This window comes from Roseateles amylovorans (genome assembly GCF_025398155.2).
GTDB lineage: Bacteria > Pseudomonadota > Gammaproteobacteria > Burkholderiales > Burkholderiaceae_C > Roseateles > Roseateles amylovorans.
Genome location: NZ_CP104562.2, coordinates 792,605 through 807,922, shown reverse-complemented (window position 1 = coordinate 807,922; position 15,318 = coordinate 792,605). Strand labels below are relative to the sequence as shown.

The following is a 15,318-nucleotide window of genomic DNA, read 5'->3' as shown; positions in this document are numbered from 1 at the left end:
GGCACAAGGTCCCAGACACCCGCAGCTACGTCGCTGTTCAGCCGACACGCTGTCGGGGATTGACGACGGACAGGCGCAAAAAAGCGCCCCCTCGGAGGCGCTCTGTGGGGAGGAAGTGCCGCCTCAGCGGCACGGCCCTCAACTCAACGCATCAAACGCATCCCGCGTCAGGTTCTCCGGAGCGCCCTCGGCGTTGCAGGCCACATCGTCCTCGATGCGCACGCCGCCAAACGCGCTCAGGTGCTTCACCAGCGACCAGTCCACCGACGCAGCCGCCGGCGTGGCGCGCAGTTGGTCGAGCAGCATCGGGATGAAGTAGAGCCCCGGCTCGATCGTCACCACCATGCCGGCCTGCAGCTCACGGGTGAGTCGCAGGTAGGGATGGCCGTCGGGCTTGGGCAGGGTGCCGCCGTCCTCGCCGGCCATGAAGCCGCCGATGTCATGCACCTGCAGGCCCAGCAGATGGCCGATGCCGTGCGGCAGGAAGGTGGACGTCACGCGCTGAGCCAGCATCGCTTCCTCGTCCATCTTCACGATGCCGAGCTGACGCAAGATGCCCGCCACCTCGCGGTGGGACGCGAGGTGGATATCGCGATAGTCAGTGCCGGCGCGCACGCGATCGACCAGTCGACGCTGCGACGCATCCATCGCATCGATCAGCGCCTGGAAGTGCGGATCGCCGTTGCCGGTGGTGCGGGTGATGTCAGACGCATAACCGCAGCTCTGGGCGCCGGCATCCACCAGCAGCGACAGCGATTGAGCCGGCGCCGCCACATCCTGGTACTGGTAATGCAGGACCGCCGCATGCGCATTGAGCGCCACGATGTTGCTGTAGGGCAGCTCCCGCTCCGCATGGCCCACTGCCTCCAGATAGGCGCGGTGAATCTGCGCTTCGGACAGCCCCTCGCGGAACGCGCGCTGCGACGCCAGATGCGCCTTGGCGCCCAACGCAGACGCCTCACGCATGCGCAGCAGCTCATAGGGCGTCTTGACGGCGCGCGCGTAGTGCAGCGGATTCAGCACCTCGGGCGGATTGTTGGGCACCACGCCCTCCAGCGCCGCATCGGCCTCGCCGACGATGGCCAAGCGCCCGGGCAACCGCAGATGCGGCAGCGCATCGGCCGGCTTGCGCACGACGATCAGCTCGAAGTGGTCGACCCAGAAACCGCTCGGCGCCGCAGGCGGCACATGCCAGTAGTCCTCGGGCTGGCAATAGATCAGTCGGGGCTTGTGGCCCGGACGGATGACCAGCCAGCTGTCCGGATGCTGGATCAGCGGCGCCCAGAGCTTGAAGTGCGGATTGGTCTGGAAGACGTAGGGACGGTCATCCAGGAAGGCGAACTTCTCGATGCCAGACGCAATCACCAGCGCATCGAAACCACCACGCGCCAGGGCGTGTTCGGTGCGGCGCTGCTGCTCGGCGAGGTGGGCGGTGTAGAGCGTGTCCAGGCCCGCTTCAGAGCGGGGAGCAGACACGACGGGACGGGAGTCAAGGGCGGCTGTCATGCGCGGGGATTCTCCCAGACCAGCCCGGTCTCGGTCAGCATCGCGTCCAGTCGCACATCATGGGGCAAGGGGCTCAGCGTCGGCATGAAGCCGTGGCCATAACCCACGCCCACGACCACCGGCCGGGGATGAATCTGGGCGATGGTGCGCTGCATGAAGCCGCCGCCATAACCGAGCCGGATACCGCCCGGCCCGTAGCCCAGGCAGGGCAGCAGCAGCAGTTGCGGATCGAAGGCTTCGGTGTCCTTGGGCTTGGTGATGCCGGTGGCGTCTTCCTCCATCGGGCAGCCGGGATACCAGACATGAAAGCGCAGCCGGCCTTCCTCGCGGTCCACCACCGGCAGGCCGATGCGGCGCTGCGGATCGACCTCGCTCCAGCGGTAGAGCGCCGGCAGGGGATCGAATTCGCCCTTGATCGGCCAGTAGGCGGCGATGCGCAACTCCTTGCGCGCCACCAGCCACACCCGCAGCACCCGCTGCAGTTCATCGGCCAGGGTCAACCGGCCAGGCAGATCCAGACGCGCCTGGATCAGTTGGTCTCGCAACGCTCGGCGCGCCGCAAGGGTCTCGTCGTTCGGAAGCTCCATCCAGTTCCCTTCGGGCCAGGCATGGCCCCGGTGGCGCCGATTGTGGCCGTGCCGGCCAGGGCGCGCTAGAGTGGATCACCATGGTCACACGCTCGCCCACTCGCCGGCCCGCAGCGCCGGTCAATGCCTTTGCGGCGCACTGCAGCGAGTTGCTCAGTCCACTCGGACCGGTCCGATCGCGACGGATGTTCGGTGGCCATGGGCTGTATGTGGACGACCTGTTCATCGGCCTCATCCTGCGCGACCAGCTCTATCTGAAGTCCGATGCGCAGAGCCGCCCGCGCTATCTCGCGGCCGGCTGCGAGCCGTTTCGCTACAGTCGCACCCGGGCCGACGGCACCACGGTGGAGGCTGATCTCTCGTTCTTCCAGCCGCCGGAAGACGCGCTGGAATCGCCGGCGTTGATGCGCCCCTGGGGCCGGCTGGCGATGGAGTCGGCGCTGCGGTCAGCGAATGCCAAGGGCACCAAGGTTGCCAAGGCTGCCGAGAAGACCAAGAGCGCCAAGCCGACGCAGCGCGTCAAAAGCCACAGAGGCGCCAACGGACTCGAGGCCGTCAAGCCGTCGCCAGCCGCTGTCCGAAAGAAGACAGCGTGAGCCCGCGACGGGCACGGGTGGCCGGGCACGAGGCGGGCGTCACCAGCAGCTGGAAGCGGGCGCTGGGCCAGGCCTCCACCACCAGTTCGGTGCCGCTGGGCAGATCCAGGGCATCACCGGCCTCCAGCCAGTAATCGTCCGATGGCAGTTGCAGGGCACCCTGCTGGGTGATCCACACCCGGCCCTCCAGCACCCGCAGCTCGCGCGGTCCCGGGCCGATCGGCAGACGCATGGCATCGCCCTTCGACAAGGTCCAGGCGCCATCGTCCCGGGTGGGACGGATTGATGACGAAGACGTGACAGTCATGATGTACTCCCTCGTCACGGGCGCCGCATCCAAAACGCCGAAAGGCGGCGACAGGCCTCGTGAACATGGGGCAATCCTAGGGTTCGCCCGAGGCCCGGTCCAATGAGTCTTCTCACGTCGATTGATACCATCCGCGCATGAATCCGCCTGTCCACCAACCCCGGCAACGGCCCCTCGCGATCGGCCCGCTGCGCGCCTTCGAGGCCGTCGCCCGGCGCTTGAGCTTCAGCGCGGCGGCGGAAGAGCTCTATCTGACCCAGTCCGCGGTCAGCCGGCAGATCCGCAGCCTGGAAGAGGAACTGGGCGCGACGCTGTTCCAGCGCGGCACCCGTCATGTGGAGCTCACCGCCGATGGCTTGCTGCTGCAGAGCGCAGTGCTGGCGGTGCTGGAGCGCCTGGACGGCACGGTGCGGCAGATCCGCCAGGCCCGCGGTCGCCGGGTGGTGAATGTGACCACCTTCGCCTCGTTCGCCTCGCTCTGGCTGATCCCACGGCTGGAGGCCTTCCAGCGCGAGCACCCGGACATGGACATCCGCGTGTCGGCCCATGACCAGATCGTGGACCTGGAGGACAGCGAGATCGACATCGCCCTGCGCTACAACGTGCCTAAGGGCATGCCGTCGTCGGCGCAGCGGATGTTCGGCGAAGTGCTCACGCCGGTGGCGGGACCGTGGATGGCTGCGCAGGCCGCTGCCGGTCAGGCCCCAGCGCTGCGGGAAGCGGCCGACCTGCGGCAGCACACCCTGGCCGAAGAGGACGACCAGCGACCCAGCGGCCTCTACCTGAGCTGGCGCCGGTGGCTGGCGACCCAGGGTCATCCGGAGCTTCAGCCGCGTCGCTGGATGTACCTGAATTTCACCTACCAGCAGATCCAGGCCGCGGTTTCTGGCCAGGCGATCGCGCTGGCGCGTCTGCCGCTGGTGGTGGAGTCCCTGCAGCGAGGTGAACTGGTGGAACCCTTCGGCGCGGCGGGCCGGATCGACAGCCCGACCGCCTATTGGCTGCTGTTGTCACGCCAGGGTCGCTCCCGGCCGGAGGTGGTCGAGTTCGCCCGATGGATCGGCGAACAGGCCGCGCTCACCCGGCAGGCGATCGGGGAAGCCGATCCGGCGGGCGCCGACCCGCAGGGCGATCGATCCTCTTGAATCCGGGGCCGGGGCCGGGGTCCAGGGTCCAGGTCAAGGCGCAATGATCTCGCGCTCAGTCAGCACAATGGTCAGCGCCTGGTCATGGGGCAGCACCTCGAACGGCGCTTCACAGCAGCTCCAGGCCAGGCCCAGGGTGGTGACCCCGGGATGGGCCTCGATCCAGCGGTCGAAGTAGCCCCCGCCGTAGCCCATGCGGAAAGCCTCGCGGGTGTAACCCAGGCACGGCACCAGCAGCACTTCGGGCACCAGGGTCGGTCCGCTGCAGCTGGGAATGCCGCATTCGTCCTTCAGCGCGGGCTCGGCGCCGTCCCAGCGACGGAATTCCATCTGCGCCGGGCCCTGATCCGTGGCTTTGCGCGCGAACGGCAAAGCCAATTGCATCTGCTCGCCCAGCTTGTGCGCCCGGGCCCACGCCACTGCGTTAAATTCACCTTCCAGCGGCCAGTACAGGCCCAGGCTCAGCGGCTCCAGCTGACGCAGCAGCCCTGACAACTGCTCGCCCAGCCGGTCGGCCGCCAACCGGGCCTCGGCACTGGCCCACCAATCGCGGCGTCGCGCCAGCAAGGCGCGTCGCCATTCGCTTCGCTCATGGGGCCTGGGGTTGTCCGTGGGGAAGTCACTCATCGCAGTTCGGCATGAAGTTCGCTCGGATCACTGTAACCGCCCTCGCCGGCCCCCGCCCCCACCCTTCGACCCTCCCGGTCGCAGCACACCGGGCCCGTCACACCACCCTTCTCACCCTGGTGGCCGGCGCAGCGCTGGCCGCATTCGCCACCGTCGCGAGCCTCACCCCCACGCCCGCACGGGCGCAGACGTCCTTCAACGTGGCGCCCAATCCGCCGCCGCCCAATCCGGATCTGGTGCTGGAGGCCCGTGAAGCCTGGCGGGTCAAGGACCGGGCGCGCCTGGCCGCCGCCCGTCAGACGGCGCTGGATCAGCAGCATCCGCTGGCCCCGTGGTTCGACTACTGGGAGCTGAACAACCGACTCTCCGAAGCCACGCAGCCTGAACTCAATGCGTTCTACGCGCGCTGGCCGGGCAGCTATGTCGAGGACCGGCTGCGCAACGACTGGCTGCTGGAACTCGGCCATCGGCGCGACTGGGCCAACTTCCGTCGAGACCTCGCCGCCTACAAGATGCAGGACGACCGCGAGGTGGTCTGCTACACCATCCTGTCGGAGCCGAACGCGGACCGCGGCCGCGACCTGCGCGAGACCGCCCGCGCCGCCTGGCTGGCCCAGCGCGATGCCGACGAAGGCTGCCACATGCTGGCCAGCACCCTGCTGGACAACGGCAAGCTCAAGGACAGCGACATCTGGCTGAAGCTGCGCCTGGTGGTCGAGACCAACCGCCCCCGCGCGATCAAGCAGACCAGTTCGCTGCTGCCCAAGGCCCAGGCCGATGCGATCACCGAGCTGATGGACAAGCCGGACCGCTACCTGAAGCGCAAGGCCGCGGCGAAGCCGCGCGCCCAGGCCGAGCTCACGCTGCTGGCCCTGATGCGACTGGCCGCTCAGGACCCGGCCGCCGCGGCGAACGATGTCGAGCAATGGGCCGCCAAGTTACCGCCCGAGATCGCCGCCTGGGCTTGGGCCCAACTGGGACGACAAGCCGCACTGCGGCTGCAGGACAGCGCCAGCGATCACTTCGAGCGCGCCATCCGACTGCAGGCGCGCGCCGGCGAGCCGGTGGCTTGGAGCGACGACACGTTGAACTGGGTCGCCCGATCCGCATTGCGGGCCGATGCCGGCGCGGGTCGACCGGCGCTGCTGATGGGGGCGGTCGCGCTGATGCGTCCGTCGGAACAGCGGGATCCCGCCTGGCAATACTGGAGCGCCAAATCCAAGCAGAGCCTGGCCGCCAACGGCCCGGCCGGTGATGGCCAACGGCGCGAAGCCCAGGAAGCGCTGCGCGCCATCGCTTCGCCGCTGACCTACTACGGAAAGCTGGCCGCCGACGAGCTCAAGCTTCGCCTGCCGTTGCCGCCGCAACCGGCGGAAGTGACCGCCCAGGAACGCGCGCAAGCGCTGGCGCAGCCGGGCGTGGCCCGTGCGCTGCAATTGCTCGCGCTGGGACTGCGCAGCGAAGGCCAGCGCGAATGGAACTTCAGCATGCGCGGCCTCGGCGACCGGGAGTTGCTGTCGATCGCGCAGATCGCCTGCGAACGCGAGCTGTGGGAGCGCTGCATCTCCACCAGCGAGCGCACCCGCCAGGAAATCGACGTCAACCAGCGTTATCCGATGCCCTACCGGGCCGATGTCTTCCGCACAGCCGCCGCCTCGGGCCTGGATCCGTCGTATGTGTACGGCCTGATCCGCCAGGAATCGCGCTTCATGATGGATGCCCGCTCCCATGTCGGTGCCTCCGGGCTGATGCAGGTGATGCCGGCCACCGCGCGCTGGACCGCCAAGAAGCTGGGCCTGGATGTGCGCCCCGAACTGCTGAGCGATCGCGAGGTCAACCTGCGGCTGGGCACCGGCTACTTGAAGCTGGTGATGGACAGCTTCGAGGGCTCGCAAGCCATGGCGGCAGCGGCCTACAACGCCGGTCCGGGACGGCCGCGCCGCTGGCGCGAGGGACCGTCGTTGGATGCGGCGATCTGGGCCGAGAACATCCCTATCCACGAGACCCGCGACTATGTGCGCAAGGTGCTGTCCAATGCCACCATCTATGCCCAGTTGCTGGGCCGCGAAGGCGGCACCCTGCTGCGCGATCGGTTGGGCCGGGTGATCGGCCCGGCGTCGGCGGCGGCGACCGACATCCCCGCCAACGGCACCACGCCCGGCACGCCCGCTGGCGCCACCGCCGGCAGCGGTGCCGGCAACTGACACGCCTCCCAAAGGAATTCACCGACCATGCAACTGATCATCGGCAACAAGAACTACTCGTCCTGGTCGATGCGCCCCTGGGTGCTGATGAAGGGCCTGGGCCTGCCCTTCGAGGAGCGGCAGCTGCGCTTCGACTTCGCCCCGGGCTCCGCCTTCTACCGCGCGCTGGAATCGGTGTCGCCGACCCACAAGGTGCCGGTGTTGGTGGAGGACGACGGCTTCGCCATCTGGGACTCGCTGGCCATCATCGAGTACCTGGCGGAGCGATTCCCTGAGCAACCGATCTGGCCGCGCGACGCCCGCCAGCGTGCCCGCGCCCGCACGCTGTGCGCGGAGATGCACGGCGGCTTCGGCCAACTGCGCAGCCACTGCCCGATGAACATCGATGCGGACCTGGCGGTGGTGGGCCGTCGCCTGCTGGCCACGGAGCCGGGTTTGCAGGCCGATCTGGTGCGGGTGGTGCAACTGTGGACCGACGCGCTGAATGCCAGCGGCGGGCCCTTCCTGTTCGGCGAATTCGGGGCGGTGGACGCCTACTTCGCACCGGTGGTGATGCGGATCACCCGCTACGGCCTGCCGATCACCGACCTGACCCAGGCCTACGCCCAACGGGTGGAGCAGGCGCCCGGGGTGAGCGACTGGATCCGCGAGGCAATGGCGGAGAAGGACTTTCTCGACTTCGAGGAGCCCTATCGCGACGTGAGCGGCCCGGTGCCGACGCTCAAGCGCTGAACGAGCGATCGGTGAAGGAAGGCCAGGCGTCCAACCGGGACGCCCCAAAGAAAACGGCGGGCTAGGCGCCCGCCGTTCTGGGTTGGCGGGCACACGCGGCGCCGCGCCGGACCTGACCGCTGGCGGTCAGGTCGGTAGACCGTTCAATGCTCACGCCGGCGGCGCACCATGAAACCCATGGCGAGCAGCCCGCCCAGCATCAACGCCTGGTTCTGAGGATGGCTGGCGAACGCGGGCATCAGCGAGTCCGCGCCTTCTTGCTCATTGACATCCGGCAACTGGGCCGATGCCTCCTGGCTTTGCTTGCTGAAACTGGTTTCAGCGGCCACGCTCACCGCCTGAACCTGCGGTGCCGGGACCTCTTGCTCCTGCGCGTGGGCAGCCAGGCTCAAGGCGCCCAGCAGCGAAACGACGACAGTTTTCATTCATACACTCCCTACTGCTTTGCCGCCTGCCTTACTCGGGTGTCTCTCTCGGCGAGTCGGTCCGTTCAAACGGACACTGGATTGCAGGCGACATGGTGAATATACGTAGCTAGACTAGTTTATGCACCCCCAGAACTGGGGATGCTGCACTGCAACATGGGTATTCAAATGTATCTGGTCGGCGGTGCTGTCCGCGACGAACTGCTGGGTTTGCCGGTTCAGGACCGTGACTGGGTGGTCGTCGGCGAGACGCCCAAGTCCTTGCTGGACAAGGGATTTTTGCCGGTGGGCAAGGACTTCCCGGTGTTCCTCCATCCCGAGACCCATGACGAGGTGGCCCTGGCGCGGACCGAGCGCAAGACGGCCAGCGGCTATCACGGGTTCCAGTTCCACACCGCCCCCGATGTCACCCTTGAAGAGGACCTGGCCCGGCGCGACCTGACGATCAACGCCATGGCGCGGGCCGAGGACGGCACGCTGATCGACCCCTACGGCGGCCAGCGGGATCTGGCGGCGCGCTGCCTGCGGCATGTGTCGGACGCGTTTGTCGAAGACCCGGTGCGCATCCTGCGGCTGGCGCGCTTTGCGGCGCGCTTCACCGACTTCAGCGTGGCGCCGGAGACGATGGCACTGATGCGTCGCATGGTCGAAGCGGGCGAAGTCGACGCCCTGGTGGCGGAACGGGTCTGGCAAGAGCTGGCCCGCGGGCTGATGGAGCGGCGTCCCTCCCGCATGATCGAAGTGCTGCGCGAGTGCGGCGCACTGGCCCGCCTGGCGCCGGAGCTCGATCGCCTGTTCGGCGTGCCGCAGCCGCCGGCCCATCATCCCGAGGTAGATACGGGCGCCCATCTGCTGCTGGTGCTGGATGAATGCGCACGGATCGAGGCGGTATTGCCGGTGCGCTACGCCGCGCTGTGCCATGACCTGGGCAAAGGGACGACGCCCGAGGACGAATGGCCGCGCCACCTCAAGCATGAGTCCCGCAGCGCCGAGCTGGCCGACGCGCTGTCGCAGCGCTGGCGTGTGCCCGCCGACTGCAAGGAACTGGCCGAGCTGGTGGCGCGCGAGCACACCCATGTCCATCAAAGCCTGAGCCTCTCGGCGGAAGCACGCCTGCGGCTGCTGGAGCGTTGCGATGCGCCGCGGCGGCCGGAGCGCTTCGCCCTGATGCTGCTGGCCTGCGAATGTGATGCGCGCGGCCGCGCCGGTTTGGCGGCCCGGGACTATCCACAGCGTCCGGCGCTGCTGCGGGATCTGGCGGCGCTGCAATCGGTGGACCAGGGCGCCATCTCGGCGGCCGCCCTGGCGGCGGGCAAGAAGGGCCAGGCCATCGGCCAAGCGATCCAGCAGGCGCGGCTGGCCGCCATCAAAGCATGTGCGAGCGATCCCCCGCCGTAAAGCCCAGCGCATCAAAGCCCTCGCCCGGCGCGAAGCCGATGACCTTGAACAGTTCGCCCATCTCATGCTCGGCGATCAGGCGGTGGGCCATCGCGCGCTGCGCCAAGTCGGCCGCGCCCAGCAGATCGATCAGGCCGCAATTGATCAGGAAGTTGGCCTGGCTGGTGTAGCCCAGCACCATCAGCCCCGCATCCTGCCCCGCCAGCGCAATGCCGGTGAAGTTGACATGGGTGGTGATGTCCTTTTCACCCGGCAGCACCAGGGGATCGGTGTCGGCCTTGTGCAGGTGGTGGCACATCAGGGTGCCGCCCGTGCGCTGCGGATGGTAGTACTCGCTCTCCGGGAAACCATAGTCGATGAAGAAGGCCGCGCCCCGCTTCAGATGCGAGGCCAGGGTCCGCACGAAGGCTTCGGCCTGTGGATGGATCTCCACCACGGTGCCGGGAATGAACCGGTCGTCCTGCTCAGGAGGCGTCGGGGGGCGCTCGGTGCCGGGGCGGTCCTCGAAGCGCAGGCGGCCATCGTCGGCCACGACCACGCCGCGTTGAAGCCAGTCCTGGCCGGTCCATTGCAGCAGCGGCACCGGCATCGCATCCAGCAGCTCATTGGCCACCAGGACACCGTGGATCTCATCGGGCCAGCGGGCCAGCCACTCGACCCGCGGGGCGAAGCGCTGCAGGCGTTCGGCCTGACGCGCCCGCAGGCTGCCCGAGAGGTCGACGATCTGATAGCGCGCCGGTGGCCGGCCCAGGGCGTCCAGGGTCTCGATCAGCTGTTCGGCGAGCGCGCCGCTGCCGGCGCCGAATTCGATCACCGCGTCGGTGCCGCTGAGCTCGAGCGCCTGCGCCACCTGTCGCGCCAGCGTGCGGCCGAACAGCGGTGACAACTCCGGCGCGGTGACGAAGTCCGAGCCTTGCGAGGGCATGGTGCCGAACTTGCGCCGGTCATTGGCGTAGTAGCCCAGCCCCGGTTCATACAGCGCCAGGCTCATGTAGCGGTCAAACGGCAGCCAGCCGCCGGCGTCGGCAATGGCTTGGCGCACACGGGCCAGCATGGCATCGGCAATGGTGGTCGTGTCGGGAGCGGCGGCTGAGGCCGCGGTGGGGTCGGTCGGGATCATGGTGACGGTTGCGTCGAAGGCGTCGAGGGCGCGGGAAACGAAGGCGCCGTCCGGGGCGCTGAAGGCAGTCGTTGCGATCGTGGCCATCGTGGCCATCGTTGAAGGGATCACGTTGTCCATCGTCTGGCGGGCGAGCGGTCCGTCGCGGTGACCACGCTCACACCGGCCAGCGTGGTCCGCCTGGCCAGCGGGGCGGCGGTCTGCGCCACATCATGCATCGAGCCTGGGCAGCCCGGACCGGCCGCGCGCGGCCAGCCAGGCTTCGAATTCTTCGGCCGGCATGGCGGAGGCGATCACCTCGCCCTGCAGCTCATCACAGCCCCATTCCGCCAGCAGATGCCATTGCCGCGCGTTGCGCACGCCCTCGGCGCCGACGCGCATGCCCAGGCCCTTGGCCATCTGCACCACCGCGCGGGTGATGGCCGCGGCGGGACGGTCGTCGGGCAGGCCAGCGACAAAGCTCTGATCGATCTTGAGCTTGTCCAGCGGCAAACGGGTGAGCTGATTGAGGGCGGTGTAGCCGGTGCCGAAGTCGTCGATGGAGATCGCCAGCCCCAGCGCGCGCAGGCTTTGCAGCAGTTCGGGCAGGCGCTCGATCTCATCGGTCAGCATGCGCTCGGTGAGCTCCAGCTCCAGCCATTCGCCCGGCACGCCCGCGGTCTTGAGCACCTGGGCGACCGACTTCGAAAAACTGTCCAACCGGAACTGCATGCTCGACAGGTTCACCGCGATCGGCACCGGCGCGATGCCGCGCTCATGCCAGAGGCGGGCCTGTCGCGCAGCTTCGTGCATCACCCACTCGCCCAGCGGCAACATCAGGCGATGCCGCTCGGCGACCAGGATGAAGGCGTCCGGCGACAGCAGACCGCGGGTCGGATGCCGCCAGCGCAACAGCGCTTCGGCGCCGGTCAGTTGGCCGGTCTGCGCGGCCACCTGCGGTTGATAGAAGAGCACGAACTCATCGGCAGTCAGAGCCTGGGCGAGTTCGGCTTCCAGCACCAGGTCCGCATAAGCGGTCTCGGCCATCGCCGATTCGAAGAACCGGTAGGTCGCCCGGCCGGCCGACTTGGCCAGGTACATCGCGGTGTCGGCGTGCTGGAGCAGTTCCTCCGGGCTCTCGCCGTGTTCCGGATACAGCGCCACGCCGATCGTGGGCGTCACCGACAGATCGCGGCCATCGGCCTGCACCGGCACTTCCACCACACTCAGCAGCGCATTGAGCACCACCTGGACATCCTTGCGCTGATGCACATCCTCGAGCAGGACAACGAACTCATCGCCGCCGAAGCGGGCCACCAGATCCCCGCCCCGCAAACCGGCGCGCAGGCGGTCGGCCACGGTGCGCAGCACCTGGTCGCCTTCCAGATGCCCCAGCGAATCATTGACCCGCTTGAAATTGTCCAGGTCGATGAACAGCAACGCCGCGCGCTGCGACGGCCCTCGCGCCAGCCGCTCGCGCAGGCGCTCCATGAAGGTCGCGCGATTGAGCAGGCCGGTCAACGGATCGTGATGGGCGAGGTGATGGATGCGGGCCAGCGCGGCCTGTTGTTCGCGGATGTCGCGCACCACGGCCATGCGCAGCCGCTCGCCATTGCGCCACAGCGTGCGGACGATGAATTCGACCGGGATCCGTTCGCCGGAGCGATGCATCACCGCGGTCTCATAGCGGGTCTCGTCGCCGGCCTCCATCACCGCACGGACGATCTCCAACTGGTCGGGCGCGACGAGCTCCAGCGCCCGACGCCCGATCAATAACTCCAGCGGATAGCCGATCAGCGCGCACAGCGACGGATTCACATCGGCGATCACGCCATCGCGATGGAACAGCAGGCCCTCGACCGACGCCTCCATGAAGGTCGCCAGACGCGCCTCCGATTCGCGCATCGCGCGTTCGGCCTCGCGGAAGCGGGTGATGTCGGAGATGAGTACGAAGGCGGCACTCACCTCGCGGCCATCCGGCGTGAGGTGCGGCACCAGGTTGACTTCGATCCAGCGCGGTTCGCCATCGGGCGGCACCAGGCGACGCTCATAGTTGACGCTGCGGTGATCGCGCAGCACCTGGTCGATGTAGGGCTGCACCTCGCGGGCGGCGTCGGCGCCGATGATGTCGTCAAAGCTGCGACCCAGGATGCTTTGCTCGTCCAGGCCGAAGCGCTGCGCATATTGGCGGTTGGCGAAGAGACAGCTCAGGTCGTGCGCATCGAACAAGGCGATCAGCGCGGGGGCATGGTCCACCAGCAGCCGAAACTGCGCCGCCTGGTCCTCGAGGGTGGGCGTCCGGCGGGGCGGACGGCCGGACGGCTCGGGCGGCGTGGTGGGGGCGTTCATTCAGGCCGCCGTTTCAACGGTGCTCAACGCCAGGCACAGGTCTTCCCAGGACTTGGCCTTCTCCGGCAGGTTGCGCAGCAGATAGGCCGGGTGATAGGTGACGATCAGCGGCACACCCTGATAGCGGTGCACGCGGCCGCGCAGGCGACCGATGGCCTCTTGGCTCTGGAGCAGCTGCTGCACCGCGAAGCGGCCCATGGCGATGATCACGCGCGGCTGGATCAGCTCGATCTGCCGCTGCAGGTAGGGCTCGCATTGGGCGAGCTCGGCCGGATCGGGATTGCGGTTGCGCGGCGGCCGGCACTTCAGGGTGTTGGCGATGTAGACCTGCCGCTCCGGTGGCCCCTCGTCGCGACTCAGCCCGATCGAGCGCAGCATGCTGTCCAGCAGCTTGCCGGCCGCGCCGACGAAAGGCTCGCCCTGCTCATCCTCTTGCTCGCCCGGCGCTTCGCCGACGATCATCCAGTGCGCGCGCTCATGGCCGACACCGAACACGGTGTGTTTGCGCGACTCGCACAGCGTGCAGGCCCGGCATTGCGCCACGGTCTCGCGCAGGCCGGTCCAGTCCAGCGTGGCGATGGTTCCTCGAGGCAGGCCGCGCCCACTCTCGATCGCTGGCGACTGCGGTGTGTCGCCCGGCACGGTGGACGGCAGCACCTTGGCCAGCACCTCCGCCATCGGACGCGGTGCGGCGGCCGGCGTGGGCGCCGCAGCGGTGGCGGGTGTGCGGACCGGCGCGGGCGGCGGTGCAGCCGGCCGGCTCTCGGCGAACGCCACCGCGCTGTCGGTCTCGCGCAGGGCCGTCGACGGTGCGGCGGCTGTACTCGGGGCGTGCGCGGGCGCAGCGGTTGACGACGCGACGGCCGACGCCGGACGCTCCGTCACCGACGAAGGGAGGAAGGATTCCGCGGCCGTCGGCGACACCCAGACCTTCAGGCCCATCGCTTCCAGCATGGCGCGCTGACGATCGGTCCAGCTCATGTCTCGTGCTCCGTCAGGCGCAGCGTCATCAGCAGCGCGTTTTCTCGACCGTCGGCGGCCGGGTAATAACCACGGCGCAGGCCACTTTGGGCAAAGCCGTAGCATTCATAAAGGCGTCGCGCGCGGGCGTTGCTCTCACGCACCTCCAGCCAGACCTGGTGGCAACCACGGGCGCGGGCCAGCACCGCCAGGGCGTCCAGCATGCGGCGCGCCAGTCCCAGGCCCTGCAGATCGGGCGCCACGGTGATGTTGAGCAGGTGCATCTCGTCGATCACCTGCATCGCCATGAAATAGCCGCACAGCCGCGCCTGCGCGTCGCGCAGCACGAAGCCGGCATAACCCGCGGCCATGGAATCGATGAAGTTGCCGCGGGTCCAGGGATGGCTGTAGGCCTGGATCTCGATGGCCATCACCTCGTCCAGGTCCAGCGCGCGCAGCGGCTGCAACGGCTGCAGCGGCGCCGGCGCGAACAGCTCGCGGGCTTGTGCGCTCATGCGGCGGGCACGCCCGGGGGCGTTTGAAGGGCGTTCGCCGCGGCCTTGGCCTGTTCGCGCTCGTCGGTTGTCTGGGCGATCTTGTCGCGCACATACAGCGGCAGCGCATGGGCCGGGTCTTCGGCGCGCCCCTGGGCCCAGGCCTGCTGCGCCAGCGCGCCGAGCGCGCGGGCACGCGACACGGTGTGTTCGACGCGACGAGCCGACCCGGTGTCGAGCGCAAACGCCAGCAAGGCGGTGCCAGCCACGCAGGCGGCCGGCTGATCGAGCCACAGCGCTTGCAGCGGCTCCGGGTCAATCAGCATCGGCGCCACCACGGTGTGCCAGGCGCGGCCGTCCCATTGATAGCGGCCAGCGTAGATCTGATTCATGCGGGCATCCATCGCGACCCAGACGTCGAGGCCGGCATCGGGCGCATCAGCATCAGCATCAGCGTCGGCAGTCGAAACGGCATCGACGGCGGAATCGGGCGTTGCTGGAGCGGTCTGGACGGCGGCGGAGGCGGAGGCGGAGGCGGAGGCGGCCACGAGCGCCTGCTGTCGGGCGTCCTCGGCGACCAGCATCAAGCTGTCCAGGCTCAGCACCGGCTTGCTGGCGCCAAAGGCCAGACCCTGGGCGACCGAGCAGGCGGTGCGCAAGCCGGTGAAGGCGCCGGGCCCTCGACCAAAGGCGACCGCATCCACCTGGGCGAGCGTCAGTCCGGCCTGGCGCAGCAACGCCATGGCGTCGGGCACCAGCCGTTGCGAGGCCTGGGCCCCGCCATCGGCGTCCACAAATGCAACATGGCCCTGGCCAACGAGGGCCAGAGCCATGTGTTCGGTCGAGCTATCCAGGGCCAGCAACACGCTCATGCGGCAAGTGTATCGGC

Annotated in this window: 15 protein-coding genes; 5 read left to right on the top strand and 10 right to left on the bottom strand. The window is 68.6% G+C overall.

The genetic code is table 11. From position 1 onward, the window contains the following. Nucleotides 1–138: 138 nt before the first annotated feature. A complete protein-coding gene (gene pepQ / locus N4261_RS03540; RefSeq protein ID WP_261758842.1) occupies nt 139–1,476 on the bottom strand; it encodes a Xaa-Pro dipeptidase in 1,338 nt (445 codons plus the stop codon). A 26-nt stretch (nt 1,477–1,502) separates the two neighbouring features. Further along, nucleotides 1,503–2,093 carry a 5-formyltetrahydrofolate cyclo-ligase gene (locus tag N4261_RS03535; RefSeq protein ID WP_261758841.1) on the bottom strand — a complete coding sequence of 197 codons (591 nt, stop codon included), beginning with the start codon at nt 2,091–2,093 and terminating at the stop codon, nt 1,503–1,505. Nucleotides 2,094–2,173: 80 nt separating this feature from the next. On the opposite strand from N4261_RS03535, the gene N4261_RS03530 reads away from it, so the two are divergent. Continuing rightward, nucleotides 2,174–2,689: a TfoX/Sxy family protein gene (locus N4261_RS03530; RefSeq protein ID WP_261758840.1), complete on the top strand. Its 516-nt coding sequence runs from the start codon at nt 2,174–2,176 to the stop codon at nt 2,687–2,689. Here the strand turns inward: N4261_RS03530 and N4261_RS03525 are convergent. Beyond that, nucleotides 2,649–2,996, bottom strand: coding sequence for a DUF2917 domain-containing protein (locus N4261_RS03525; RefSeq protein ID WP_261758839.1), 348 nt, complete (start codon nt 2,994–2,996; stop codon nt 2,649–2,651). The genes N4261_RS03530 and N4261_RS03525 overlap by 41 nt on opposite strands. Nucleotides 2,997–3,133: 137 nt before the next feature. Between N4261_RS03525 and N4261_RS03520 the strand changes: the two genes are divergently transcribed. Next, nucleotides 3,134–4,141: a LysR family transcriptional regulator gene (locus N4261_RS03520; protein WP_261758838.1), complete on the top strand. Its 1,008-nt coding sequence runs from the start codon at nt 3,134–3,136 to the stop codon at nt 4,139–4,141. Nucleotides 4,142–4,174: 33 nt separating this feature from the next. On the opposite strand, the gene N4261_RS03515 is transcribed toward N4261_RS03520, so the two are convergent. Continuing rightward, entirely contained in the window at nt 4,175–4,768 is a 594-nt protein-coding gene (locus tag N4261_RS03515; protein WP_261758837.1) for a 5-formyltetrahydrofolate cyclo-ligase, read from the bottom strand. 119 nt (nt 4,769–4,887) lie between these two features. On the opposite strand from N4261_RS03515, the gene N4261_RS03510 reads away from it, so the two are divergent. After that, nucleotides 4,888–6,972: a lytic transglycosylase domain-containing protein gene (locus N4261_RS03510; protein ID WP_261758836.1), complete on the top strand. Its 2,085-nt coding sequence runs from the start codon at nt 4,888–4,890 to the stop codon at nt 6,970–6,972. A gap of 27 nt (nt 6,973–6,999) precedes the next feature. After that, nucleotides 7,000–7,704: a glutathione S-transferase family protein gene (locus tag N4261_RS03505; protein ID WP_261758835.1), complete on the top strand. Its 705-nt coding sequence runs from the start codon at nt 7,000–7,002 to the stop codon at nt 7,702–7,704. 143 nt (nt 7,705–7,847) lie between these two features. Here the strand turns inward: N4261_RS03505 and N4261_RS03500 are convergent, their stop codons facing one another. After that, nucleotides 7,848–8,129, bottom strand: coding sequence for a hypothetical protein (locus tag N4261_RS03500; RefSeq protein ID WP_261758834.1), 282 nt, complete (start codon nt 8,127–8,129; stop codon nt 7,848–7,850). A gap of 156 nt (nt 8,130–8,285) precedes the next feature. Here N4261_RS03500 and N4261_RS03495 point away from each other — a divergent pair, with 156 nt between their 5' ends. Further along, entirely contained in the window at nt 8,286–9,527 is a 1,242-nt protein-coding gene (locus N4261_RS03495; protein ID WP_290428846.1) for a multifunctional CCA addition/repair protein, read from the top strand. Here N4261_RS03495 and N4261_RS03490 read toward each other — a convergent pair. The 5 genes from N4261_RS03490 to tsaB form a co-directional block, all read right to left on the bottom strand. Continuing rightward, nucleotides 9,496–10,647, bottom strand: a complete 1,152-nt coding sequence (locus N4261_RS03490) for a class I SAM-dependent methyltransferase (protein WP_435532048.1) — start codon at nt 10,645–10,647, stop codon at nt 9,496–9,498. The genes N4261_RS03495 and N4261_RS03490 overlap by 32 nt on opposite strands. Nucleotides 10,648–10,857: 210 nt before the next feature. Beyond that, nucleotides 10,858–12,975 carry a putative bifunctional diguanylate cyclase/phosphodiesterase gene (locus N4261_RS03485; protein WP_261758833.1) on the bottom strand — a complete coding sequence of 706 codons (2,118 nt, stop codon included), beginning with the start codon at nt 12,973–12,975 and terminating at the stop codon, nt 10,858–10,860. Continuing rightward, nucleotides 12,976–13,956 (bottom strand): uracil-DNA glycosylase, encoded by a 981-nt coding sequence (locus N4261_RS03480; RefSeq protein WP_261758832.1) that lies wholly within the window; start codon nt 13,954–13,956, stop codon nt 12,976–12,978. Further along, nucleotides 13,953–14,450: a ribosomal protein S18-alanine N-acetyltransferase gene (gene rimI, locus N4261_RS03475; protein WP_261758831.1), complete on the bottom strand. Its 498-nt coding sequence runs from the start codon at nt 14,448–14,450 to the stop codon at nt 13,953–13,955. Before rimI ends, N4261_RS03480 begins: the two co-directional genes overlap by 4 nt. Further along, nucleotides 14,447–15,301 carry a tRNA (adenosine(37)-N6)-threonylcarbamoyltransferase complex dimerization subunit type 1 TsaB gene (tsaB, locus tag N4261_RS03470; RefSeq protein ID WP_261758830.1) on the bottom strand — a complete coding sequence of 285 codons (855 nt, stop codon included), beginning with the start codon at nt 15,299–15,301 and terminating at the stop codon, nt 14,447–14,449. The genes rimI and tsaB overlap by 4 nt, the downstream gene beginning before the upstream one ends. Between the last annotated feature and the right edge of the window lie 17 nt (nt 15,302–15,318).

Bases quoted from the DNA above. Each gene is read 5' to 3' on its own strand.
- N4261_RS03535 (WP_261758841.1), bottom strand. From the start codon at position 2,093: ATGGAGCTTCCGAACGACGAGACCCTTGCGGCGCGCCGAGCGTTGCGA.
- N4261_RS03530 (WP_261758840.1), top strand. From the start codon at position 2,174: ATGGTCACACGCTCGCCCACTCGCCGGCCCGCAGCGCCGGTCAATGCC.
- N4261_RS03525 (WP_261758839.1), bottom strand. From the start codon at position 2,996: ATGACTGTCACGTCTTCGTCATCAATCCGTCCCACCCGGGACGATGGC.
- N4261_RS03520 (WP_261758838.1), top strand. From the start codon at position 3,134: ATGAATCCGCCTGTCCACCAACCCCGGCAACGGCCCCTCGCGATCGGC.
- N4261_RS03515 (WP_261758837.1), bottom strand. From the start codon at position 4,768: ATGAGTGACTTCCCCACGGACAACCCCAGGCCCCATGAGCGAAGCGAA.
- N4261_RS03505 (WP_261758835.1), top strand. From the start codon at position 7,000: ATGCAACTGATCATCGGCAACAAGAACTACTCGTCCTGGTCGATGCGC.
- N4261_RS03500 (WP_261758834.1), bottom strand. From the start codon at position 8,129: ATGAAAACTGTCGTCGTTTCGCTGCTGGGCGCCTTGAGCCTGGCTGCC.
- N4261_RS03495 (WP_290428846.1), top strand. From the start codon at position 8,286: ATGGGTATTCAAATGTATCTGGTCGGCGGTGCTGTCCGCGACGAACTG.
- N4261_RS03490 (WP_435532048.1), bottom strand. From the start codon at position 10,647: ATGATCCCGACCGACCCCACCGCGGCCTCAGCCGCCGCTCCCGACACG.
- N4261_RS03485 (WP_261758833.1), bottom strand. From the start codon at position 12,975: ATGAACGCCCCCACCACGCCGCCCGAGCCGTCCGGCCGTCCGCCCCGC.
- N4261_RS03480 (WP_261758832.1), bottom strand. From the start codon at position 13,956: ATGAGCTGGACCGATCGTCAGCGCGCCATGCTGGAAGCGATGGGCCTG.
- rimI (WP_261758831.1), bottom strand. From the start codon at position 14,450: ATGAGCGCACAAGCCCGCGAGCTGTTCGCGCCGGCGCCGCTGCAGCCG.
- tsaB (WP_261758830.1), bottom strand. From the start codon at position 15,301: ATGAGCGTGTTGCTGGCCCTGGATAGCTCGACCGAACACATGGCTCTG.